Origin of the sequence: Actinocorallia populi (assembly GCF_002995495.1) — a bacterium.
GTDB lineage: Bacteria > Actinomycetota > Actinomycetes > Streptosporangiales > Streptosporangiaceae > Actinocorallia > Actinocorallia populi.
Map to the genome: position 1 here is coordinate 41,499 of NZ_PVZV01000013.1, position 21,641 is coordinate 63,139.

Sequence of the window (21,641 nt, forward strand, 5' to 3'; positions counted from 1 at the left end):
TTCCGGAGCCGACGGGGTCGTTGTTCGTCCGGTTTATCGGAGTTCGCCGGTTGCGACGGCGACACGCCGGGCGGGCAGGGGCGGGTCGCGGCGCGGGAGTGCCAGCATGACGGGCATGAGCAAAGTCGAGCAGCCCTCCGGGAAGCGCAGGCTCCGGATCGTCCGGGACACCGACTCGCCGGAGACCCTGGAGGCCGAGGAGCGGGCGGCCGCCGGACCCGACGCCGCCCCGCAGGAGGACCGGCCGGAGGGGCCGGGCGCGGAGGACGGGCCCGGCGAGGAGGCCGCCGAACGCCCCGGGCGGGGCAGCGGCGGGCCCGCCCGCCCGCTGGCCGTCACCGGCATGGTCGCCGCGGCCTGGTGCGTGGGGCTCGGGCTCGTCGTCCTCATGACGATCACGCTCGTCGGCTGGATCGCCGCCCCCCGCACCGCGCTGGGGCCCGGCCTTCCCGGGGTGTTCCGCACCGCGGTGAACTTCTGGCTGGTGGCCCACCACGCGGGCTTCACCACGTCCGTCGGGCGGGTGGGGATGTTGCCGCTGGGCCTGATCCTGCTGCCCGCCGGGCTGCTCTACCGGGGCGGCGGCTGGATCATCCGGGCCGCCGAGCACCGGTACCGGCGGCGGATCGGCGTGGTCCAGGTCGCCCTGCTGCTGGCCGCGCCCTACGCCACGTTCGCGGTGATGCTGGCGCTGATCGCCGGGACGCCCAGCCTGCAGCCCTCGCCCTGGCAGGCCTTCGTGGCGTGCTTCTCGCTGGCGTTCGCCGCGGGCGGCCTGGGCGCGGCCCGCGCGATCGCGGCGTCCCGCGGCCGGGTGCGCTCGGGCGTGGGCGCGCTGCTGCGGCTGCTGCCCGACCGCCCCAGGTCCGTGGTGACCGGCGTGCTCGGCGCGCTGGCGGTGCTGACCGCGGCGGGCGCGGTCCTGGTCGGCGGCTCGCTGGCCTACCACCACGCCGAGGCCGCCGACGTCTACCGGATGCTCGCCCCCGACCTCGTCGGCGGCGGGCTGCTGGTGCTCGTGGAGATCGCCTACCTGCCGAACGCGGTGATCTGGGGCATGTCCTTCGCGATCGGTCCGGGCTTCTCGGTGGGCGCGGGCACCAGCGTCTCGCCGACCGGGGTGTTCCTGGGCGCGCTGCCGTCCTTCCCGCTGCTGGCCGCGCTGCCCGAACCCGGCCCCGCTCCGCTGGTCTCGCTCCTGGCGCTGGCCGCGCCGTTCCTGGCCGGGGCGGTCGGCGGCGCGCTGACCGTGCGCTCCTTCCCCAGCGCCGTCTACGAGGCCGCGCCGCTGTGGGGCTTCTTGTCGGGCGTGCTGACCGGCGGGGCGGTGATGGTCCTGGCGGCGCTGTCCGGCGGGCCGCTGGGCGGTCACCGCATGGCGACCATGGGGCCCTCGGCGTGGCAGATCGGGCTGCTGGCGACCCTGGAGGTGGGCCTGGCCGCGGCCTGCTCGGCCTGGCTGGTCAACTGGTGGATGTTCCGGGAGCGCCGCTCGCGCCGGACCCGCCGCAAGGACCGCGAGGACGTCGAGGACGCCGACGCCCACGGCGGGGAGCAGCGGCGGGAGGAGTACGCCTACGACTACGAGACCGAGGGGGACGAGCCCGCGCGGGAGGCACCCGGGACCCGTCCCGACGGGTCCGCGCCGAGGACGGCGGACCCCGTCGCGTTCGTGGATCCCGAACCCGTCCTGCGGCGCCGGGACTGAAGGCGCCGGGACCGATCCCGGTTCAGCGCCTCAGAGCAGGTCGCCGTACTCGCTCAGGCTGCCCTTGGGCATGTTGAGCCGGTCCTCCATCTTGGGCAGCCAGGAGTCCTTGCACGCCTGCTCGTCGGTGTTGGTGTTGGCGGTGCGCAGGCACTCCTGGTAGCCGTTCAGCTCGCTCCACAGGAACACCGTCATGGACAGGATCAGGCCGGAGAACAGCGCGCCCGCCAGGCCCATGACCAGGCCCGCGATCGCGCCGGGGGTGGGCCCGGTGGCCTTGCGGCGCACCTTGACCGCCACCACCACGGCGGCGATCCCGGCGACCAGGCCGGCGGGGGCGAAGAAGGGCGTCAACAGCAGGGCGCCGAGGCCGAGCCACAGAGCGCGAAGTCCGGACCGGTCGAGGGTGGCCGCCGGGCTCTGCTCTTTCACCGATTTCCTCCAGGTGTTCTCGGCGGTGCCGGTCCACGGCGCCGGTCGCTGTGAACCGCGAACGGCTCTGCCGATAGGCTGCGACCGGCGGACACATCCGCCGAAGGTTCCAGGGCGTGCCCCTGGGTCGTCATTATCTTCCTTCAGGAGAGTTCCGGTGACCGCCCGGCTTGTCGTTCTCGTCTCCGGTGCGGGGACGAATCTCCAGGCGCTGCTCGAGGCATGCGCGGATCCAGCTTATGGTGCCCAGGTCGTTGCTGTGGGCGCCGACCGTCCTGACATAGCGGGATTGGTCCGGGCAGAAGCCGCAGGAGTACCCACTTTCCTGGAAAGAGTGGTGGACCATCCGGACCGGGATTCCTGGGACGCGGCGCTCACCGAGGCCGTCGCCGCCCACCGGCCCGACCTGGTGGTCTCCGCCGGATTCATGAAGATCCTCGGCCCCCGGTTCCTCGACCGGTTCACCGTGGTCAACACCCACCCGGCGCTGCTGCCCGCCTTCCCCGGCGCGCACGCCGTCCGCGACGCCCTCGCCTACGGGGTGAAGGTCACCGGGTGCACCGTGCACTTCGTGGACGCGGGGGTGGACACCGGGCCGATCATCGCCCAGGAGGCGGTTCCCGTCCGCTGGCACGACGACGAGGACTCGCTGCACGAGCGGATCAAGGAGGTCGAGCGCCGGTTGTTCATCGACGTCGTCGGCCGCCTCGTCCGCGACGGCTGGACCGTCCGCGACGACCGCCACGTCTCCCTGAAGTGCAAGGTCTGCAAGACCGACGAGCCCGAAGAGGCCTGACCTCTCGGCGGTCGGCGAAGAAGAGAAGGGATCTGTCCGGTGAGCCGGATCGCAATCAAGCGCGCCCTGGTCAGCGTCTACGACAAGACGGGGCTGGAGGAACTGGCGAAGGGCCTGCACGCGGCCGGCGTCGAGATCGTCTCGACCGGCTCGACCGCGGGGCGCATCGCCGCGGCCGGCGTGCCGGTGGTCAAGGTCGAGGAGCTGACCGGCTTCCCCGAGTGCCTGGACGGGCGGGTCAAGACCCTGCACCCCAAGGTCCACGCGGGCGTCCTGGCCGACAGGCGTCTGCCCGACCACGTCCGGCAGCTGGCGGAGCTGGACGTCGAGCCGTTCGACCTGGTGGTCGTCAACCTCTACCCGTTCACCGCCACGGTCGCCTCCGGCGCCGGGCCGGACGAGTGCGTCGAGCAGATCGACATCGGCGGCCCCACGATGGTGCGCGCCGCTGCCAAGAACCACCCGTCCGTGGCGGTCGTCACCTCCCCGGACGCCTACGGCGCGGTCCTCGCCGCCGCCGCGGAGGGCGGCTTCACGCTGGAGCAGCGCAGGCGCCTGGCCGGTGAGGCCTTCGCGCACACCGCCGCCTACGACGTGGCCGTCGCCTCCTGGTTCGCCGGCGCCTACGCCCCGGACGAGACCGCCGCCGAGACCGGCTGGCCGGAGTTCACCGGCTCCACCCACACCCGCCAGGCGGTGCTGCGCTACGGCGAGAACCCCCACCAGCGGGCCGCGCTCTACACCGACGGCACCGGCGGCCTGGCGGCCGCCGAGCAGCTGCACGGCAAGGAGATGTCGTACAACAACTACGTCGACACCGACGCCGCGCGCCGCAGCGCCTACGACTTCGCCGAGCCCGCCGTCGCGATCATCAAGCACGCCAACCCGTGCGGCATCGCCGTCGGCGCCGACATCGCCGAGGCCCACCGCAGGGCGCACGAGTGCGACCCCGTCTCGGCGTACGGCGGCGTGATCGCGGCCAACCGCCCGGTCACCGTGCAGATGGCACGGCAGATCGCCGACGTCTTCACCGAGGTCGTCGTGGCCCCCGGCTTCGAGGACGGGGCGCTGGAGATCCTGCGGGCCAAGAAGAACATCCGGCTGCTGGTCGCCGAGGACCTGGCGCGCGAGCCGCGCACCGAGCTGCGCGCCATCAGCGGCGGCCTGCTGATGCAGGGCGCCGACCTGGTGGCCGAGGCCGGCGACAGCGCCGCGAACTGGGAGCTCAAGGCCGGCCCCGCCGCCTCCGCCGAGGTCCTGGCCGACCTGGAGTTCGCCTGGAAGGCCTGCCGCTCGGTCAAGTCCAACGCGATCCTGCTCGCCTCCGGCGGCGCGTCCGTCGGAGTGGGCATGGGCCAGGTCAACCGCGTCGACTCCTGCCACCTGGCGGTGAACCGCGCGGGCGAGCGGGCGGCGGGCTCGGTGGCGGCCTCGGACGCCTTCTTCCCCTTCGCCGACGGCCCCGAGGTGCTCATCGCCGGCGGCGTGAAGGCGATCGTGGAGCCGGGCGGCTCGATCCGCGACGACGAGGTCATCGCCGCCTGCGAGAAGGCCGGGATCACCCTCTATTTCACGGGAAACCGCCACTTCTTCCACTGAGGCACGCCCGCCTGGCGGCGTGCCGCCCGTGGCTGGGCGTGCGCTGGCGTGCTGGACGTTCCGTTGAGATACGCCCGCCTGGCGGCGTGCCGCCCCATGACCGGACGCGCTGACGCGTGCTGGACGTTCCGCTGGGGCACGCCCGTCCGGCGGCGCGTTGCTCGGTGGCTGAGCGTGTGCCGGGCGGTCCGTTAGTGTGGTCGAGTAGGGAGCGCCTCCGGTCAGTCCGGGGGCGTTTCCGCTGATCATGAGCTCTTTTGTGGAGAGGTACTGGTAGGCTCCCGGTGATTTCTGCCCCAAGCGCCTTTTACCTTGGAGTCCCCGTGGAGTTCCTGATGAGTGCCGTGCTGGAGAATTCCGGCACCCTGGCCGAAGGCCGCCAGCTGATCGGCCTGGCCGCGGGGGCGTTCGCCGCCATGCTGGCCGCCAACGGCGGCTGGAAGCTCACCGACTGGGTGATGGCGCGCCGCGAGGGCGCCCGGTAACCGGGAGCACCACCTTCAGGGGGCGTCAAAGCCCTCTACTGAATCGGACATATCGCTCATGGTCCGGCCGTGCGCGGTGAGACTGGCGATATGGATTCCGACAAGCTCCGCGCCTTCTGGGCCGCACGCCAGGGCCTGGACGGCTCGCTCGGCGCCGCCGACCCCGCCGAGGTGCTCGCCAGGACGGGCTGGGCCCGCTCCGCCGGCGGGTTCAATCCGTACCTGACCCTCTTCAGCCGTGCCGGAACCGGCCGCAGGGCGGCCGACGAGGAGATGGCCGGCGGCAGGATCGGGGAGATCCCCACCGTCCGCGGCCAGGCCTACGTGCTGCCCGAGGAGGACTACGGGCTCGGCCTGCGGACCAGTGAACCGGCCGCCCGCGCCGAGGTGCGGGCCAGCGAACGGCACGGGGTCGACCACCGGCTGCTCGACAAGGTCGTCGAGGTGCTCTACGAGGCGATCGGCGACACCCCGACCGACCTGTCCGACCTCGACCTGGCCGGCCTGCTGCCCGAGGGCGAGGCCGGCGAGCACACCCGCCTCGCCGCGCTGGCCCTGCTCCAGACGGCCGGAGCGATCAGACGCGTCCCGCTGGAGGGCAGGCTCGACCGGCCCGAGCACGGCTACACGCGCTGGGCGGACCCGCCCCCCGAACCCGAGGGCGAGGACGCCAGGCTGGCCCTGGCCGAGCGGTACTGGGCCTGGATCGGCGCGGCCTCCCTCGAGCACTTCCGCCGCTTCAGCGGCCTGTCCGAGGCCGCCGCGCGAAGCGCCGTCGAACCCCTCGGCCTGCACCGGCAGGTCGACGGGGACCTGCTCATCCGGGACGTGGACGAGTTCGGCGACTACACCCCGCCGCGCACCCCGTCCTACGCCCTGGTCAGCGCCCTGGACGGCCTCCACCGGCTGCGGCACGACCTGGGTGCCGTGCTCGACCCCGAGCACGCCGGCCTGCGCGGCCTGCCCGCCCAGCCCGTCTTCGACCGGGGCAGGGTCGTCGGCTTCTGGAACTTCGACGCCGACGACGGCACCATCGCCTGGACCACCTGGACCCGCCCCGACGACGCCCTGTACGAGGCGGTGGAACGGGCCGAGACGTTCATCAGGGACGAACTCGCCGACGTGCGCGGCACCGCCCCCGACAGCGTGCGCCCGCACGCGCTCGTATAGAGCACCCGGCACCGCGCTCCCCGCCCGCCCTGGAACAATGGGGGCGACAGTGGCGGAGAGAGAGCGGTGTCGATGAGCGCACGGATTCTGGACGGCAAGGCCACGGCGGCCGAGATCAAGAAGGACCTCCAGCGGCGGGTCGCCGCGCTGGGGGACCGGGGGGTCGCGGTGGGGCTGGGAACCGTCCTGGTCGGCGACGACCCGGGCAGCCAGGCCTACGTGGGGATGAAGCACCGGGACTGCGCCGAGGTCGGCATCACCTCCATCCGCCGGGACCTGCCGGCCGACGCCGCCCAGGAGCAGGTCGAGCAGGCGGTCGCCGAGCTCAACGCCGACCCCGCCTGCACCGGGTACATCGTCCAGCTCCCGCTGCCCAGGGGTCTGGACGAGCAGCGGGTGCTGGAGCTCATCGACCCGGCCAAGGACGCGGACGGGCTGCACCCGGTCAACCTCGGCCGGCTGGTGATGATGAAGGACGCGCCGCTCCCCTGCACGCCCAAGGGCATCGTCGCGCTGCTGCGGCGCTACGAGGTGCCGCTGGACGGCGCGGAGGTCGTGGTCATCGGCCGCGGCCTGACCGTCGGCCGCCCGCTCGGCCTGCTGCTCACCCGCCGCAGCGAGAACTCCACGGTGACGCTGTGCCACACCGGCACCCGCGACCTCGTCCGCCACACCCGGCGGGCCGACATCATCGTGGCCGCCGCCGGCGTCCCGGGGCTGATCACCGCCGACATGGTCAAGCCCGGTGCGGCCGTGCTCGACGTCGGGGTCTCCCGGGTCGACGGGAAGCTCGCCGGAGACGTCTCCTTCGCCGTCTCGGAGGTGGCGGGCTGGGTCGCGCCCAACCCCGGCGGGGTGGGGCCCATGACGCGTGCGATGCTCCTGTCGAACGTCGTGGAGTCCGCGGAGGCCTCCGCGCGCTAGGACGTGCTCCATCCGGCGACAGTCGGCCGCGTCGGGACGAGGACCGGCTGTCGCCTTTCGGGGATCCGGGGGTCGCCCCCCGGCCGGATGCCGCTCGCCCAGCCGGCCCCTCTGCCGGCTGGGCCCCGGTCAGACGGCCGCGGTGAGGCGGGGATCGTCTGACCGGCTTTCGAGGGTCCGGGGGCCGTCCCCCGGACCGGTACTGCTCTTCGTCGGACCCTGCTGTCCCGCACTGCCCCGTGCGGGTCCTCCTCAGCTGGCCCGGCGGGTGACGGGGGTCCGCGCGGCGATGCCCGGACGGCGCGGCTCCTGGGTGAGGGGCATGGTGCGCTGAGCCTGCGGCGGTACCTTGACCGTCGGCAGGGGGCGGACCAGGCCCATGGCGATGACCTCGTTGGCCAGACGGGTACGGCGGTTGATGCCCTCCGGGACACGGAACTTCTGGTACAGGCGAAGCAGGTGCTGCTTCACCGCCGCCTCGGTCACGACCAGTTCGGCCGCGATGTCCCTGGCCGTCGCGGGGGCGACGAACGCCGCGTCCGACAGGGCCGGACGGCACAGCGCCGTCAGCACGTCGATCTCACGGCGGGTGAGCTCGGGCGCCACGGCCCGGCGCAGTTCGACCTCCGGATCCACCTCCTCACGGGGGATGCCCCCCAGCCTGCCCCGGGCGGACCCGAAGCTGATCACGTCGCCGTCTTCGAGGACCCTGCGGGCGATCGGACGTCCGTTGACCCTGGTGCCGTTGCGCGACAGGCCCATGTCCACGACATAGACGTAGGGTCCCCGCCGCACCAGTTCCGCGTGCAGCCGGGAGACGCTCGGGTCCTCCAGGCGGATGTCCACCCCCTTTCCTCTGCCGACCGTCGTGACGTCGGGACGTAGCGGGATGACCGCGCCACTGTCCTCGATCCGTATGAACGGCCCCTCCACTGTGGTTCCTCCCACTCAGTTAGCGACCCCTGTCGTGCGGGTTACCCGGCGTTGACACGGTCACACCCACCTACTGGTGGGTAGAACTTTCAACGGTCCGGGGTTTGCCATGGCGAGGGCTAAACTCACGGAGTGATGACAACCGAGCAGGGAGAACGCGCCAAGGGACGGCTTGCCGGGCACGTTCCCTACGCGATCGTTCTCGTCGGAGTACTGGGAGGGCTTTTCGCCTCCTGGCAGAACTTCCGCTTGGGTGCCTACATCATGGCCGCGTCGATGTTGTGCGCCGCGGCCTTCCGAGCTTTCCTGCCCGAGGAGAGACTGGGATTCCTCGTCACCCGCAAAAGGGTGACGGACATCACGGTCATGGCCTTGTTGGGACTGGGTCTGGCGCTTTTTGCCTGGACCGCCCCTGGCGGGTAAGTGAGAACTTTGTCAACTATCGAAAACCCGGGGTGCAGGTCTAGACCTGTGCACCCCCTTCGATACCCTCCCCAAGAGCCTTACAAGGGACCGCAGGGGCGAGGAAAGGGAAGCCACCAGCCATGCCCAAGATCAAAGTAGAGGGACCGGTCGTCGAGCTCGACGGCGACGAGATGACCCGGATCATCTGGCAGTTCATCAAGGACCAGCTGATCCTGCCGTACCTCGACGTCGACCTGAAGTACTACGACCTGAGCATCGAGAACCGCGATGCCACGGACGACCAGGTCACCGTCGACTCCGCCAACGCCATCAAGCAGTACGGCGTCGGCGTCAAGTGCGCGACCATCACTCCCGACGAAGCGCGCGTCGAGGAGTTCGGGCTGAAGAAGATGTGGCGTTCCCCCAATGGAACGATCCGCAACATCCTCGGTGGCGTCGTGTTCCGCGAGCCGATCGTCATGCAGACGATCCCGCGCCTCGTCCCCGGCTGGACCCAGCCGATCATCATCGGCCGCCACGCCCACGGCGACCAGTACCGCGCCACCGACTTCGTGGTCCCCGGCCCGGGCACCGTGACGATCTCCTACGTGCCCGAGGACGGCTCGGAGCCGATGGAGTTCGAGGTCGCCAAGTTCCCCGGCGGCGGCATCGCCATGGGCATGTACAACTTCGACGACTCGATCCGGGACTTCGCGCGCGCCACCATGCGCTACGCCCTGGACCGCAGGTTCCCGCTGTACATGTCCACGAAGAACACGATCCTGAAGGCCTACGACGGCCGCTTCAAGGACATCTTCCAGGAGATCTTCGACGCGGAGTTCAAGGCCGAGTTCGACGCGGCCGGCCTGACCTACGAGCACCGCCTGATCGACGACATGGTCGCCGCGGCGCTCAAGTGGGAGGGCGGGTTCGTCTGGGCCTGCAAGAACTACGACGGCGACGTGCAGTCCGACATCGTCGCGCAGGGCTTCGGCTCCCTGGGCCTGATGACCTCCGTGCTGATGACCCCCGACGGCAGGACCGTCGAGGCCGAGGCCGCGCACGGCACCGTGACCCGGCACTACCGCCAGCACCAGCAGGGCAAGCCCACCTCCACCAACCCGATCGCCTCGATCTTCGCGTGGACCCGCGGCCTGGCCCACCGCGGCAAGCTGGACGGCACCCCCGCGGTCACCGAGTTCGCCGACAAGCTCGAGCAGGTCTGCATCGAGACCGTCGAGGCCGGCCAGATGACCAAGGACCTGGCCCTGCTCGTCGGGAACGACACGCCGTGGCTGACCACCGAGGAGTTCCTCCACGCCCTCGACGTCAACCTGCAGAAGAAGATCGGCCAGTAGCGTCCGTCTTCCAGGCGTCACCGGAGCCGCGCACCTCGTCAGGGGTGCGCGGCTCCTCGCATGTGCCGGGACGATAGCCTGAGAGGCGCAGTATCTCGATACCGAGAGATCCCGCCCTTCTTGGAGTGAACGCGAAAATGGCACGCACCCCTGTCAACGTCACCGTCACCGGCGCGGCCGGCCAGATCGGCTACGCCCTGCTGTTCCGCATCGCGTCCGGCCAGCTGCTCGGCGCCGACGTACCGGTGAAGCTGCGGCTGCTGGAGATTCCCCAGGCGGTCAAGGCCGCCGAGGGCACCGCGATGGAGCTGGACGACTGCGCGTTCCCGCTGCTGGCCGGGATCGACATCTTCGACAACCCCGCCGACGGGTTCGCCGGCGCGAACGTCGCCCTGCTGGTGGGCGCCCGCCCGCGCACCAAGGGCATGGAGCGCGGCGACCTGCTGGAGGCCAACGGCGGCATCTTCGGCCCGCAGGGCAAGGCGATCAACGACGGCGCGGCCGACGACATCCGCGTCCTGGTCGTCGGCAACCCGGCCAACACCAACGCGCTCATCGCGTCGGCCGCGGCCCCGGACGTCCCGGCCGAGCGGTTCACCGCGATGACCCGCCTCGACCACAACCGGGCGCTGTCCCAGCTGGCCGCCAAGACCGGCACCACGGTCGCCGACATCAAGAAGCTGACGATCTGGGGCAACCACTCCGCCACCCAGTACCCGGACATCTTCCACGCCGAGGTCGCCGGCAAGAACGCCGCCGAGGTCGTGAACGACGAGGCATGGCTGGCCGACACCTTCATCCCGACGGTGGCCAAGCGCGGCGCCGCCATCATCGAGGCCCGCGGCGCCTCCTCGGCCGCCTCGGCCGCCAACGCCGCCATCGACCACGTGTACGACTGGGTCAACGGCACCCCCGAGGGCGACTGGACCTCGGCCGCCATCCCGTCGGACGGCTCCTACGGCGTGGCCGAGGGCATCATCTCCTCCTTCCCCGTCGTGTCGAAGAACGGCAAGTGGGAGATCGTCCAGGGCCTGGAGGTCAACGAGTTCTCCCGCGCCCGCATCGACGCCACGGTCGCCGAGCTCGTCGAGGAGCGCGACGCCGTCAAGCAGCTCGGCCTCATCTGAGCCGGCTTCGGCAGCAGGGCCCCGGAACGGTGTTCCGGGGCTTTTCCCATGTCAGGGGCGCGGTCCCGGGTCAGGCGGCGTCCCGCAGGGCCTCGGCGAGGGCCAGGAGGCGCTCGTCGGAGTCGGGCGGGCCGATGAGGGAGAGGGCGACGGGCAGGCCGTCCAGGGTGCCCGCGGGCAGGCTCAGGGCGGGGGCTCCGGCGATGGGCGCCAGGCAGGCGTAGGGCAGGAGGCGGCTGCGGTCGCCCGGGGCGGTCAGGGGCGGGGGCGTCATGGGGGCGGTCGGGACGACCAGGACGGTGTCGCGGAGTCGGGCGCGCAGCAGGGCCGCGGTATCGGCCAGCGCGGCGCGGGCGCGGGCCGCCTCGGCGGAGGTGATCTTCGAGGCGCGGTCGAGGCGGGCCGCCACGCCGGGACCGAACTCCGGGGACTCGCGGGTGATCCAGTCGCCGTGTGCGGCCCAGGCCTCGCTGCCCTGGACGGTGGTGTGGGCGGCGACGGCGGCGCGCCAGGCGTCGGGGCCGCGGAACAGCGGGGTGCGGTCGGTCCTGAGGAGCCGGCGCAGGGCGTCCAGGGAGGGGCGCAGGGCGGCCCTGAGCTGGGCCGGGACGGGATGCCACAGGTCGTCCGGGAGCAGGAGCCAGGTCGGGGCGGGGTGCTCGGGACGGGGGTCCAGGAGGGCCTCCGCGGCCCGGCGGAGGACGTCGGGGGTGCGGGTGATCGCGCCCGGGACGTCGAAGGAGGGGGCGAGGGGGACGCAGCCGGTGCGAGGGACGCGGGAGTGGGTGGGGCGCAGGCCGTAGAGGCCGGTGAAGGCGGCGGGGACGCGGCAGGATCCGGCGGTGTCGGTGCCGAGGCCGATGTCGGCCAGGCCGGAGGCGACGGCGGAGGCGGAGCCGCTGGAGGAGCCGCCGGTCAGGTGGCCGGGGGCGGCGGGGTTGCGGGGCGATCCGTAGTGGTGGTTGGTGCCGGCGAGGCTGTAGGCGAGTTCGTCGGTGTGGGTCTTGCCGGCGAAGGTGGCGCCCGCTTCGCGGAGGCGGGTGACGACGGCGGCGTCCCGGTCGGGCACGGGGTGGGTTTCGAGCCAGAGGGGGTGGCCCGCGCCGGTGGGGAGGCCCGCCACGTCGATGACGTCCTTGGCCGCGAAACTCAGCCCGGCGAGGGGGCCGGGGACGCAAGGCCCGCCAGGGGCGAGGGAGAGCCAAGGGATCATCGGGTCGATTTCCTGCACGGAAGCATTCTCGCCGTTCTTGTGCGGTGCCGGGCCAACGAAGGACAAGAGACGGAGTGTCGTGCCCGCCGGTACCCGCCGTGATCGGTAGCCTGCCCGCCGTGATCGCGGAGTGGAGGGTGTCGGATGCGGTGGGGCGGGCGGGTCGGGGCGGGACTGGCGGCGGTGGTGCTGGGAGGGATCCTGTCGGGATCGGCGCGGGCCGACCACGCGGCGCATGGCTCGCGTTCGGCCGCGGGCAGCGCGCCGTCAGGCGTGGGTCTCTCAGCGGATCGTGCGGCGCGTGACGGCTCGCGTTCGGCCGCGGGCAGCGCGCGGTCGGGCGTGCGTCTCTCGGTGGAGGCGCGGCCGCGGGGCGCGGTGCGGCCGGGAGGGCTCGTGGACTACCGGATCGAGGTGCGCAATCCGGGGGAGTCGCGGTTGCCGCGGGCGCGGATGACCGTGCGCAAGCCGGAGGGCGTGTCGGTCATCGGGCTGGGGCGGGGCTGCCGGGAGGACGCGGGACGGGTGGTGTGCGAGCTGGGCGCGCTGCCGCCGCACGCCCGCCGTGACGTCCCCATCTGGGGGATCGTGGACGCCGACGCGCGGGGGCGGCAGCTGCTGGTCGCGCGGGCGGGCGGGGCCAGTGCGAGGTCGGTGGTGCGGGTGCGGCCCGGCACCGACCTGGCGGTGCGGGTGCGGCCTCCCCGGGAGGTGGTGGCCGGGCGGGACTTCGTCCTGCGGGCGCAGGTCGTCAACCGGGGGCCGCGGACGGCGCGGGGCGTGTGGCTGGCGGCGGGGAGCGAGGCACGCCGGGGTGAGCGGCGGATCGGGACGCTCATGCCGGGGGAGTCGGCGTGGCGGAGCTTCACGCTGCGGGTGCCGGCGGACGCGAGGCGCAGCGCCGAGGTCTACGCGACGGCCGGAGCGGACCGCACGGGTGACGTCCTTCCCGCGAACAACTCGGCGATTACTACGATTCGGATCATTCGCCGGTGATTCCGGCCAAGGCGGCTTACGGGAAGTGATCTTGCGTTACTGTTTTGCACCTTCCTAAGGCTGACTGAGGAGTTTGGTGTGTTGCGTACCGCCGGAAGGGTTTTGCTCGTCACCGGACTGGTACTGGGGGCGGTAGTTCCGGGGTCGGCCGCGCACGCGGCGCCGGTCGCGCCCAAGGGGACGGTGCCCGGCCTGGACGTCAGCGAATGGCAGGGGCCGAACGTCGACTGGAAGGAGATCGCCGACGACGGCGCCAGGTTCGCCATCATCCGCGCGACGCGCGGCGTCAGCCCCGTCGACGGCGACCCGAACGCCTACGTCGACAAGTACTTCGCGGTCAACCAGGCGGGCGCGCGCGCCAACGGCATCCTGCAGGGCGCCTACCACTTCGCCTCGCCGCACCGCTCCGGCGGCGCCCCCCAGGCGGACTTCTTCGTCGACAACGGCGGCGGCTGGACCCGGGACGGCAAGAGCCTGCCGGGCGCGCTCGACATGGAGCGCGACCCGTACGCCGACCTGCCCAAGGTCAAGGGCGTGCGCCAGGACTGCTACAACCTGAAGCCCGACCAGATGATCAACTGGATCCGGGACTTCAGCCGCCAGTACTTCGTCCGCACCGGCCGCTACCCGATGATCTACACCAACCAGTCGTGGTGGAAGAACTGCACGTCCTCGGAGGCGGAGCCGAACGGCACCGCGGCCTTCAACCTCACCAACCCGCTGTGGGTGGCGAACTACAAGGAGAAGGTGACGGTGCCCGCCATGCCCGGCGGGTTCGAGAAGTACACCTTCTGGCAGTTCTGGAACGGCAACGACAAGCCGCTGTTCCCCGGTGACCAGAACCTCTTCCCCGGCACCTACAAGCAGCTCCTCGCCTTCGCCAGGAAGGCGGACAAGCCCGTCGCGTACGTCGGGGTGAAGGGCAAGGCGAACAAGAAGTTCCGCCGCGGCAAGAGCGCCACCTACACGATCCAGGTCGGCAACGGCGGTCCCGACGACAGCGGCAAGGTGACGGTGAACGTCCGCCTGCCCAAGGGCGTGAAGCACCAGAAGGCCGGGACGAAGGCGTGCAAGCGCACGTCCTACGGGCTCAAGTGCACGTGGTCGAACCTCAAGGACGACCAGCTGGTCAAGTTCACCTACCGCGTCAAGGTCACCAACGGCCTCAAGGCCGGGGCCAAGCCCGTGCTGCGGCTGTCGATCAGCGCACCGGGCGCGCTCGACCCCTACAAGAAGAACAACACCGCGAAGGTGAAGGCCACCGTCACCAGGTAGCGCCCAGGAGCGGGAAGGCGCGGACGGGGCGCCACACCTCGTCCCGTCCGTGCTCGGAGAGCCAGAACTCCCGCACCTCGAAGAGCGCGTGGAAGTCGTAGTACTCGTCGAACATGCGGTCGAGCCGCTCCTCGTCGAGGTGGTGGCCGATCGTCACGTGCGGGTGGTAGGGGAACATGAGCTCCCGGTCCAGCGGGGGCCTGCGCAGCTTCTCCTGCAGCAGCCCGCATGGGCCGATGCCCTCGGCGAGGGTGACGAACACCACGGGGGTGACGGGGCGGAAGGTCCCGGTGCCGCGCAGCCGGACCCGGAACGGCGCGGTCGTCGCGCCGACCCGGGTCAGGTGGTTCTCGATGACCGGTATCTCCTCGTCGGTCATCGGGGTGGGCGGCACCAGGGTGATGTGCGGGGGGACCTTGGCCGCCAGCGGGTCCCCGTAGACCTCGCGTGCGCGCTGGAGGGCTCCCGCGTGGGGCTCGGGGATGGCGACCGAGACCCCGATGACCAGATCAGCCACCGCGGCTGAGCAGCCCGGCGCGCTCGCGGACGGCGGCCATGGTCGCCGCCGCGACCTCGGTCGCCCGGTCGGCGCCCCTGGCCAGGATCCGGTCGAGTTCGGCGGGGTCGTCCATCAGCTCCAGGGTGCGTTCCCTGATCGGGCCGAAGGTCTCCAGCGCGACCTCGGCCAGCTCCTTCTTCAGCTGCCCGTAGCCGGCGCCCGCGAAGTGCGCCTCCAGGTCGGGGACGGGGGTGCCGTTCAGCGCGGACAGGATGGTCAGGAGGTTGGAGACGCCCGGCTTGGTCTCCGGGTCGTACTTGATCTCGGTGCCGGTGTCGGTGACCGCGCGCATGATCTTCTTGCGCAGCGGCCCCGGCTCGTCCAGCACGTTGATGATGCCCTGCGGGGAGGAGGCGGACTTGGACATCTTCTTCTCCGGCTCCTGCAGGTCGGTGATCTTGGCGACCGACTTGAGGATGTGCGCGTTGGGCTCGACGAAGGTGGGCCCGAAGCGGTGGTTGAACCGGCCCGCCAGGGTGCGGGTGAGCTCCAGGTGCTGGCGCTGGTCCTCGCCGACCGGGACCTGGAAGTCCTTCTCGCCGACCTGCGGGGTGTACAGCAGGATGTCGGCGGCCTGCAGGATCGGGTAGGTGAACAGGCCGACGCTGGCCGCGGCCGCGCCCTGCTTGGCGGACTTGTCCTTGAACTGCGTCATGCGGGACGCCTCGCCGTAGCCGGTCAGGCAGCTGAGCACCCACTGCAGCTCGGCGTGCTCGAAGACCTGGCTCTGCACGAAGAGCGTGCAGCGGTCGGGGTCGAGGCCGGCCGCCAGGAGCTGGGCGGCCGAGACCCGGGTGCGCCGGAGCAGCACCTCGGGGTCGTACTCGGCGGTCATGGCGTGCAGGTTCGCCAGGAAGTAGAAGGCCTCGTGGGTGTCCTGCAGCGGGATCCACTGGCGGACGGCGCCCAGGTAGTTGCCCAGGTGGAAGGAGTCGGCCGTCGGCTGGATGCCGGACAGGACCCGGGGGCGATGCTGCTCAGTCAACTGTCTTCTTCCTCCGCCTTCGCCGGGGCCGCCATCGTTTCGATTCTCCCATGATCGCGACAGGTGCGCGGGACCACGGGCCCGACGGACGGCACATGCCCGAGCGCCGCCGACAGGAAACCCACGATCACGCCATAAGACGTTCGGCGCCCGGGGTGTCCTTCACATCGTATTCGTCACGGATATCACCATGGGGAGAGTTTTTCGGCGAGGCCGGGACCGGGTGCCCTGCCGCGATGTGGCTAGGCTTCATGTCCTGGGGAGATCGCGGAGGGCGGGCGCACGGGCCGCCGCGACGGCCACGAGCACAGGGAGCGCGCACGCGATGAACGGGGTCTGGCACGCGCCCGGCAGGGTCAACCTGATCGGGGAGCACACCGACTACAACGAGGGCCTCGTCCTGCCCTTCGCGCTGCCGCAGGGCATCACGGTGGAGGGCGAGCAGCGGGACGACGGACTGCTGGAGCTGCATTCGGGCGGCCTCCGGGAGGTCGTGGAGCTGGCGGGGCTGGCGCCCGGGAAGGTGCGCGGCTGGGCCGCCTACCCGGCGGGGGTCGCCGGGGCGCTGACCGAGGCCGGCTACCTCGTCGGGGGCGCGACCCTGCGCTTCACCTCCGACCTGCCCTCGGGCTCGGGCCTGTCGTCCTCGGCCGCGCTGGAGTGCGCGACGGCCCTGGCCCTGACCGACCTGTACGGGGTGAAGGCCGACCGCCGGGACCTGGTGCGGGTCGCCCAGCGCGCGGAGAACGCCTACGCCGGGGTGCCCTCGGGCATCCTCGACCAGTCGGCGTCCCTGCTGTGCGAGGCCGACCACGCCCTCCTGCTGGACTGCCGGACCGGCATGTCCTCCCGCGTCCCGCTGAACCTGGGCGACCACCGCGTCCTGATCGTCGACACCGGGGTCCGGCACGCCCTGGAGGACGGCCGCTACGCCGACCGCCGCGCGGAGTGCGAGGAGGCGGCGCGGCGGCTGGGCGTGCCGGCCCTGCGGGACGTCAAGGACCTGGCGGCGTCGCTGTCCCTGCTGACCGACCCGGTGCTGCGCAGGCGCGTCCAGCACGTGGTCACCGAGAACCACCGGGTGGAGGCCACGGTCGGCCTGCTCAGGGCGGGCGCCGCCGCCGACGTGGGCGCCATGCTCACCGCCTCCCACCTGTCGCTGCGCGACCTCTACCAGGTCTCGTGGCCGCAGGCGGACGTGGCGGTGGAGGCCGCGGTCAAGGGCAGGGCGCGCGGCGGCCGGATGGTCGGCGGCGGTTTCGGCGGCTCGGTGATCGTGCTGGCCCACCGGGACGCGCTGCCCGCCGTCCGGGAGTCGATCGACGCCGCCTACGCCGCGCACGGCTGGAGCGCGCCGTCCTACCTGGAGGCCGTGCCGTCGCGGGGCGCCGCCCGCCTGTCCTGAGCCGGCCCGCTCAGGCGGCGTCGGGTTCGGGGTTGAGGGGCGTGTCGGTGCGTTCGACGGTGTCGAGCGTGGCGGTCCAGGCCACGACGAGGAAGGTCATCCGGGACAGCAGGTTCATCCAGATGAGCACGCCGACGAGGACCGCGAACGAGGCGTAGACGGGGTTGCCCGTGATGTACCCCGACAGGTAGGCGCCGGCGGTCTTGAGGACCTCGAAGCCGACCGCGGCGACGAGGGCGCCCTTGCCGACGTGCCGGTGCGGGGCGTTGGTGCCCGACATGCGGGTGAACAGCACCAGGAACAGCAGGGTGTTGAACACCAGCGCCACCGCCACGGAGGCGATCCGCAGGCTGAGCCAGGCCCAGAAGGAGTCGGCCAGCCCGAGCTGCTCGACGGTGAAGGTCGTCATCCGCACGGCGACGGTCGTGGCGGCGACCGAGCAGATCAGGATGGCGCCGAGCAGGGCGATGACGGCCAGGTCGCGCAGCTTCAGCAGGAAGAAGTTCCCCGCGCTGCGCGGGGCGCGCCCCCACAGGATCCGGATGGACTCGCGCAGCTGGGCCGCCCAGCCCAGGCCCGCCCAGCTCAGGCCGATCAGGGCGATGATGCTCGCACCGACCCTGGCCTGGGCGATCTGCGCGACGTCCAGCTGGGTGGCCAGTCCCGGCAGGTAGTCGTCGATGGACTGGATCAGGTACTCGCGGAAGGTCTCGCTGAAGTACACGACGTAGCCCAGGAGCGCGTACGCCAGGGCGAGGGACGGGAAGAAGGCGAGGAACGAGTAGAAGGTCAGGGCCGCGGCGAGCTGCTCGCCGTTCTCCCGGTCGTACCTCCGGACAGCCCGGACAAGATGCCCGAACCAGGGGCGTTCGGTGCGTAGGCTCCGTAGTCTGGTGGCGGTCTTCTGCCGGAGGACGCCGTAGCGCTGCACCACCGGTGCGATCAGCCGGGTCACCAGGGGACTGTACCCACCGGACCGGCCCGTCCGGCGGCGTTCCGGGATCGGATCGGACACGGGCGGCGGGAAAGGGCGGTGGTGCATGGCGTCGGCGCCCGCAGCGGTGGCCTCCGCGGCGCCCCCGGCGCCCGCGGCGCCCGTCCACGTCCGCGCCGGCACCGCGACGATGGCCGCGGGCCTGATCCTGCTGGGCCTGTCCGGAGCCGTCTACCTCGCCGTCTCCGCCCGCGCCGTCGGACCCGTCGCCTTCGCCTCGCTCTCCACGCTCTGGACGCTGGTCTACACGTTCGGGATCGGCGTGTTCATGCCGTTCGAACAGGAGCTGGGGCGGGCCTTCGCGGCACGCGCCGCCCGGGGGGCCGGCACGGGGCCGCTGGTCCGCAAGGTCGCCCTGGTCTCCGCGGTGCTGCTGGCCGTGCTCCTGGCGGCAGGGCTCGTGCTGTCGCCGCCGCTGGTCTCCGGGCTCTTCTCCGGCGGGTGGACGCCGCCGGGGGTGTTCGCCCTGTCCATGGCCGTGATGGCCGCCGGGTACGTGATGCGCGGGATCTACGCGGGCTCGTCGCGGTTCGGCTGGTACTCGGCGCAGCTGGGCGTGGAGGGCTTCGTGCGCATCGCGGTCTGCGGCGCGCTGCTCGGCCTGGGCGTCCACGCCGCCGCCCCCTACCTGTGGCTGCTGGCGCTGGCCCCGCTGGCGGCCCTGCCGCTGACCCTGCCGGGGCTGCGCGGAGCCCTGCGGCCGGGCCCGCCCGCCCCCTGGTCGGAGCTGTCGGCCAACCTCGGCTGGCTGCTGCTGGCCGGGGTGGCGGCCCAGGCGGTGGCCAACGCGGCGCTCGTCGCCCTCCAGTTCCTCTCCGGACGGGACGGCACCGCCGGACGGCTGCTCGCCGCCTTCGTCATCGCGCGGGTGCCGCTGTTCCTGTTCCAGGGAGTGCAGGCGGTGCTGCTGCCGGGCCTGGCGGGCGCGCTCGCCGCGGGCGACCGCCGGGCCTTCCGCGGCAAGCTGCGCGGGGTGCTGGCCGCGACCGGCGCGGTCGCGCTCGCCGGGGTGCTGGGCGCCGCGGTCGCCGGGCCCTGGCTGGTGCGGCTGGCCTTCGGCGACGGGTTCGCGCTGGACCGCGGCCACCTGGTGGTGCTGGCCGCCGCGACCGGCTGCTACATGCTGGCCCAGGTCTTCCAGGCCGGGCTGGTCGCCCTGGAGCGGCACCGCGACAACGCGCTCTGCTGGAGCGCAGCCTTCGGTGTCTTCCTGGCGGTCTGCCTGGTCCCGCTGCCCGCGCTGGTGCGGGTGGAGGCGGCGCTGGCGCTCTCGTGCGCGGCGGCGGCCGTCCTGCTGGCCGCGCGGCTGTACCGGCGATGGGCCGCGCACGCGCACGGAACACGCTAACGTCGTGACGTAGCGAATCCGTGGGAGTGCGCACCGTGACGACACCGCCGAAGAGGCCGAAGACGAAGAGGCAGGCGCTCGTACTGTTCGGAGCCGGCGCGGCGGTGGCGACGGTGGTGTGCGCGCTGGTCGCGTCCCTGCCGGACCCGCGCCGCGAGGCGGTGAACTCCGGCTCGTCCCGGTCCGCCGGAAGCGTCCCGCCGGGGACGCCCCCTCCGGCCGCGGACGTGTCCGTGACGCTCGACGGGCGGACGCTGCGCATCCACAACCGGGGGCCGCAGGGCACCGGCCCCGTCACCCTCGACCTGCACCGCCTGGAAGGGCGCCTGCGGGCCTCCTGCGTCCGGACGGGCTGCGCCTGGCCGGACCTGCCCTCCGGCGGGAGCGTGGAGATCAGGGTGCGGGGGGAGGGCAGGGGGAGCGCCGAGGTGCACACCACCGTCCCCGACCGCAGTCCGGACGACAACGAGGTGCCGCTGCTGCTGCCGTCGCGGGGGCCCGGGGTCCGCCCCGCCGGATAGGCGCGGTCAGTCCGAGGGGGCGGGACGGCGGCGGATCAGCAGCACCCCGACGCCCGCCAGGATGAAGCCGCCGCCGATCGCGCCGAGCAGCAGGTTGTCGGAGGACCCGGAGTCCTTCGTGCCGCCGCCCTTCCGGGCCTCGCGCCCGGCGGGGTCCGACGGGTCCGCCGACGGAGAGGGGGAGGGGTCGGCCAGCGAGGCGACCGGCTCGACCTTCCCGGCGTTGGCGAAGCCCCAGTCGAGGAGGACCTTGGCGTTGTCCCACAGGCTCTCGGCCTTCATCAGCGCGATGACGATCCGCCGCCCGTCGCGTTCGGCCGCGCCCACGAACGTCTGCCGCGCGGCGTTGGTGTAGCCGTTCTTGCCCGCGATGAAGCCCCGGTAATGCCGTGACTCGCCCGGGAGCATCCGTATGTGGGAGTAGATCGGCATCATGTAGCGCTTGGCGGGGGTCTTCTTCTTGGTCTTCTTGTCGACCTTCGCCGGGCGCAGCGCGGGGAAGGTCGAGTGCACCGTCGAGGCGTACTCGACGAACTCGGGGATCGCCAGCCCCGCCCGCAGGATCAGCGCCAGGTCGTAGGAGGTGGTGTACTGCGTCTTGACGCTCAGCCCCAGGTCGACGTCGAGACCGTTGGGGGAGCCCGCCAGGGTGTTCACCGCGCCGATCCGCCCGGCCTCGGCGTTCATCAGGTCCAGGGTCGGCCGCATCCCGCCCTGCGGCTGGGTCAGGGTCATCGCCGCGTCGTTCGCCGACGCCATGAGCAGCGCCCGGAACAGGTCGGCGGAGCTGTAGCTCAGCTTCGGCGTCATGCCGACCTTGGTGCCCTCGGGCTCCACGCTCTCCCTGGTCGGGGTGATCATGGTGTCCCCGCCGAGCCGCGGGATGAGGGTGACCGCGGTGAGCACCTTCTGGGTGCTGGCCGGCAGGAACCGCTTGTGCGGGTTGTGCGCCGCCAGCACCTCGCCGGTGTCGGCGTCCGCGATGATCCACGACCCCGCCTTGATCTTCTTCAACGGCGTGTCCGGCGCGGCGGCGGCGGGCACGGGGGCCAGCGCGACGGTCAGCATGGCGGCGGCAGCCGCGGCGGCGGCTCTGTGCGGTGCTCCCATGAAGACGAGAGCCTAACCGGCCGGGTCGTGCCGCCGCCTACCCTGCAAGGGTGACTTCTCGACGTTCGGCCGTGTTCCTGCTGGCACTGGCCGCCTTCATGGCCTTTGAATGGATCATGCTCGCCAAGAACCTGGGCAGCGGCCCCCGGCGGGCGACGGCGTTCTACGTCGTGCACTACGTCCTGGCCGCAGCGAACGTGGTCTTCGCCGCGATCCTCGCGAGGATCGGGTGGAAGGCGTGGAAGAGGTCATCGTGACACCCCGCTCGCAGTCGTCTAATAAGGGTTCGCCTACCATC

General features: G+C 72.2%; 22 protein-coding genes. 15 read left to right on the forward strand and 7 right to left on the reverse strand.

The window, feature by feature from the left end; genetic code table 11:
* The first annotated feature begins 115 nt into the window (after window positions 1-115).
* Window positions 116-1,708 carry a cell division protein PerM gene (locus C2865_RS37010; RefSeq protein ID WP_157964072.1) on the forward strand — a complete coding sequence of 531 codons (1,593 nt, stop codon included), beginning with the start codon at window positions 116-118 and terminating at the stop codon, window positions 1,706-1,708.
* Window positions 1,709-1,738: 30 nt separating this feature from the next.
* On the opposite strand, the gene C2865_RS37015 is transcribed toward C2865_RS37010, so the two are convergent.
* Window positions 1,739-2,140 carry a hypothetical protein gene (locus C2865_RS37015; RefSeq protein WP_106403437.1) on the reverse strand — a complete coding sequence of 134 codons (402 nt, stop codon included), beginning with the start codon at window positions 2,138-2,140 and terminating at the stop codon, window positions 1,739-1,741.
* 157 nt (window positions 2,141-2,297) lie between these two features.
* Here C2865_RS37015 and purN point away from each other — a divergent pair, with 157 nt between their 5' ends.
* The 5 genes from purN (at window position 2,298) to C2865_RS37035 (ending at window position 7,114) form a co-directional block, all read left to right on the forward strand.
* Window positions 2,298-2,936: a phosphoribosylglycinamide formyltransferase gene (purN, locus tag C2865_RS37020; RefSeq protein ID WP_106403438.1), complete on the forward strand. Its 639-nt coding sequence runs from the start codon at window positions 2,298-2,300 to the stop codon at window positions 2,934-2,936.
* Window positions 2,937-2,975: 39 nt separating this feature from the next.
* Window positions 2,976-4,535 carry a bifunctional phosphoribosylaminoimidazolecarboxamide formyltransferase/IMP cyclohydrolase gene (purH, locus tag C2865_RS37025; protein WP_106403439.1) on the forward strand — a complete coding sequence of 520 codons (1,560 nt, stop codon included), beginning with the start codon at window positions 2,976-2,978 and terminating at the stop codon, window positions 4,533-4,535.
* 335 nt (window positions 4,536-4,870) lie between these two features.
* Window positions 4,871-5,020 (forward strand): hypothetical protein, encoded by a 150-nt coding sequence (locus tag C2865_RS39800; RefSeq protein ID WP_157964073.1) that lies wholly within the window; start codon window positions 4,871-4,873, stop codon window positions 5,018-5,020.
* Between the two features lie 90 nt (window positions 5,021-5,110).
* Entirely contained in the window at window positions 5,111-6,190 is a 1,080-nt protein-coding gene (locus C2865_RS37030) for a DNA glycosylase AlkZ-like family protein (protein ID WP_106403440.1), read from the forward strand.
* A gap of 72 nt (window positions 6,191-6,262) precedes the next feature.
* Complete coding sequence (locus tag C2865_RS37035; RefSeq protein ID WP_106403534.1) at window positions 6,263-7,114, forward strand: bifunctional methylenetetrahydrofolate dehydrogenase/methenyltetrahydrofolate cyclohydrolase; 852 nt, start codon at window positions 6,263-6,265, stop codon at window positions 7,112-7,114.
* A gap of 252 nt (window positions 7,115-7,366) precedes the next feature.
* Here C2865_RS37035 and C2865_RS37040 read toward each other — a convergent pair whose 3' ends face one another.
* Window positions 7,367-8,047, reverse strand: coding sequence for an FHA domain-containing protein (locus C2865_RS37040; RefSeq protein ID WP_106403441.1), 681 nt, complete (start codon window positions 8,045-8,047; stop codon window positions 7,367-7,369).
* A 135-nt stretch (window positions 8,048-8,182) separates the two neighbouring features.
* Between C2865_RS37040 and C2865_RS37045 the strand changes: the two genes are divergently transcribed.
* From C2865_RS37045 to C2865_RS37055, 3 genes are all read left to right on the forward strand, one after another.
* Window positions 8,183-8,470: a DUF3017 domain-containing protein gene (locus tag C2865_RS37045; RefSeq protein WP_106403442.1), complete on the forward strand. Its 288-nt coding sequence runs from the start codon at window positions 8,183-8,185 to the stop codon at window positions 8,468-8,470.
* 122 nt (window positions 8,471-8,592) lie between these two features.
* Complete coding sequence (locus tag C2865_RS37050) at window positions 8,593-9,810, forward strand: NADP-dependent isocitrate dehydrogenase (protein ID WP_106403443.1); 1,218 nt, start codon at window positions 8,593-8,595, stop codon at window positions 9,808-9,810.
* 137 nt (window positions 9,811-9,947) lie between these two features.
* Window positions 9,948-10,937, forward strand: coding sequence for a malate dehydrogenase (locus C2865_RS37055; RefSeq protein ID WP_106403444.1), 990 nt, complete (start codon window positions 9,948-9,950; stop codon window positions 10,935-10,937).
* 70 nt (window positions 10,938-11,007) lie between these two features.
* Here the strand turns inward: C2865_RS37055 and C2865_RS37060 are convergent, their stop codons facing one another.
* Complete coding sequence (locus C2865_RS37060; RefSeq protein WP_198653868.1) at window positions 11,008-12,168, reverse strand: amidase family protein; 1,161 nt, start codon at window positions 12,166-12,168, stop codon at window positions 11,008-11,010.
* 126 nt (window positions 12,169-12,294) lie between these two features.
* Here C2865_RS37060 and C2865_RS37065 point away from each other — a divergent pair, with 126 nt between their 5' ends.
* Together C2865_RS37065 and C2865_RS37070 are read left to right on the forward strand one after the other, a co-directional pair.
* On the forward strand, window positions 12,295-13,146 hold the full coding sequence (locus C2865_RS37065; protein ID WP_106403446.1) for a hypothetical protein: 852 nt from the start codon (window positions 12,295-12,297) through the stop codon (window positions 13,144-13,146).
* Between the two features lie 78 nt (window positions 13,147-13,224).
* Entirely contained in the window at window positions 13,225-14,421 is a 1,197-nt protein-coding gene (locus C2865_RS37070; protein ID WP_198653869.1) for a GH25 family lysozyme, read from the forward strand.
* Here C2865_RS37070 and C2865_RS37075 read toward each other — a convergent pair.
* Both C2865_RS37075 and trpS read right to left on the reverse strand, forming a co-directional pair.
* On the reverse strand, window positions 14,411-14,938 hold the full coding sequence (locus C2865_RS37075) for a 2'-5' RNA ligase family protein (RefSeq protein WP_232836022.1): 528 nt from the start codon (window positions 14,936-14,938) through the stop codon (window positions 14,411-14,413). The genes C2865_RS37070 and C2865_RS37075 overlap by 11 nt on opposite strands.
* Entirely contained in the window at window positions 14,931-15,965 is a 1,035-nt protein-coding gene (trpS, locus tag C2865_RS37080) for a tryptophan--tRNA ligase (RefSeq protein ID WP_106403448.1), read from the reverse strand. Before trpS ends, C2865_RS37075 begins: the two co-directional genes overlap by 8 nt.
* 325 nt (window positions 15,966-16,290) lie before the next feature.
* On the opposite strand from trpS, the gene galK reads away from it, so the two are divergent.
* Window positions 16,291-17,370 carry a galactokinase gene (galK, locus tag C2865_RS37085; RefSeq protein ID WP_106403449.1) on the forward strand — a complete coding sequence of 360 codons (1,080 nt, stop codon included), beginning with the start codon at window positions 16,291-16,293 and terminating at the stop codon, window positions 17,368-17,370.
* Between the two features lie 10 nt (window positions 17,371-17,380).
* Here the strand turns inward: galK and C2865_RS37090 are convergent, their stop codons facing one another.
* A complete protein-coding gene (locus tag C2865_RS37090; RefSeq protein ID WP_157964075.1) occupies window positions 17,381-18,325 on the reverse strand; it encodes a YihY/virulence factor BrkB family protein in 945 nt (314 codons plus the stop codon).
* 85 nt (window positions 18,326-18,410) lie between these two features.
* On the opposite strand from C2865_RS37090, the gene C2865_RS37095 reads away from it, so the two are divergent.
* Window positions 18,411-19,712: a lipopolysaccharide biosynthesis protein gene (locus C2865_RS37095; RefSeq protein WP_106403451.1), complete on the forward strand. Its 1,302-nt coding sequence runs from the start codon at window positions 18,411-18,413 to the stop codon at window positions 19,710-19,712.
* A gap of 35 nt (window positions 19,713-19,747) precedes the next feature.
* Window positions 19,748-20,233: a hypothetical protein gene (locus C2865_RS37100; RefSeq protein WP_157964076.1), complete on the forward strand. Its 486-nt coding sequence runs from the start codon at window positions 19,748-19,750 to the stop codon at window positions 20,231-20,233.
* 6 nt (window positions 20,234-20,239) lie between these two features.
* Here C2865_RS37100 and C2865_RS37105 read toward each other — a convergent pair whose 3' ends face one another.
* Complete coding sequence (locus C2865_RS37105) at window positions 20,240-21,343, reverse strand: D-alanyl-D-alanine carboxypeptidase family protein (protein WP_106403453.1); 1,104 nt, start codon at window positions 21,341-21,343, stop codon at window positions 20,240-20,242.
* A gap of 50 nt (window positions 21,344-21,393) precedes the next feature.
* Here C2865_RS37105 and C2865_RS37110 point away from each other — a divergent pair, with 50 nt between their 5' ends.
* On the forward strand, window positions 21,394-21,600 hold the full coding sequence (locus C2865_RS37110) for an SCO4848 family membrane protein (RefSeq protein ID WP_157964077.1): 207 nt from the start codon (window positions 21,394-21,396) through the stop codon (window positions 21,598-21,600).
* Window positions 21,601-21,641: the final 41 nt, after the last annotated feature.

Excerpts from the sequence above, each read along its gene's own strand:
- C2865_RS37010 (WP_157964072.1), top strand. The coding sequence starts at position 116 with ATGAGCAAAGTCGAGCAGCCCTCCGGGAAGCGCAGGCTCCGGATCGTC.
- C2865_RS39800 (WP_157964073.1), top strand. The coding sequence starts at position 4,871 with ATGAGTGCCGTGCTGGAGAATTCCGGCACCCTGGCCGAAGGCCGCCAG.
- C2865_RS37030 (WP_106403440.1), top strand. The coding sequence starts at position 5,111 with ATGGATTCCGACAAGCTCCGCGCCTTCTGGGCCGCACGCCAGGGCCTG.
- C2865_RS37035 (WP_106403534.1), top strand. The coding sequence starts at position 6,263 with ATGAGCGCACGGATTCTGGACGGCAAGGCCACGGCGGCCGAGATCAAG.
- C2865_RS37045 (WP_106403442.1), top strand. The coding sequence starts at position 8,183 with ATGACAACCGAGCAGGGAGAACGCGCCAAGGGACGGCTTGCCGGGCAC.
- C2865_RS37050 (WP_106403443.1), top strand. The coding sequence starts at position 8,593 with ATGCCCAAGATCAAAGTAGAGGGACCGGTCGTCGAGCTCGACGGCGAC.
- C2865_RS37055 (WP_106403444.1), top strand. The coding sequence starts at position 9,948 with ATGGCACGCACCCCTGTCAACGTCACCGTCACCGGCGCGGCCGGCCAG.
- C2865_RS37065 (WP_106403446.1), top strand. The coding sequence starts at position 12,295 with ATGCGGTGGGGCGGGCGGGTCGGGGCGGGACTGGCGGCGGTGGTGCTG.
- galK (WP_106403449.1), top strand. The coding sequence starts at position 16,291 with ATGAACGGGGTCTGGCACGCGCCCGGCAGGGTCAACCTGATCGGGGAG.
- C2865_RS37095 (WP_106403451.1), top strand. The coding sequence starts at position 18,411 with ATGGCGTCGGCGCCCGCAGCGGTGGCCTCCGCGGCGCCCCCGGCGCCC.
- C2865_RS37105 (WP_106403453.1), bottom strand. The coding sequence starts at position 21,343 with ATGGGAGCACCGCACAGAGCCGCCGCCGCGGCTGCCGCCGCCATGCTG.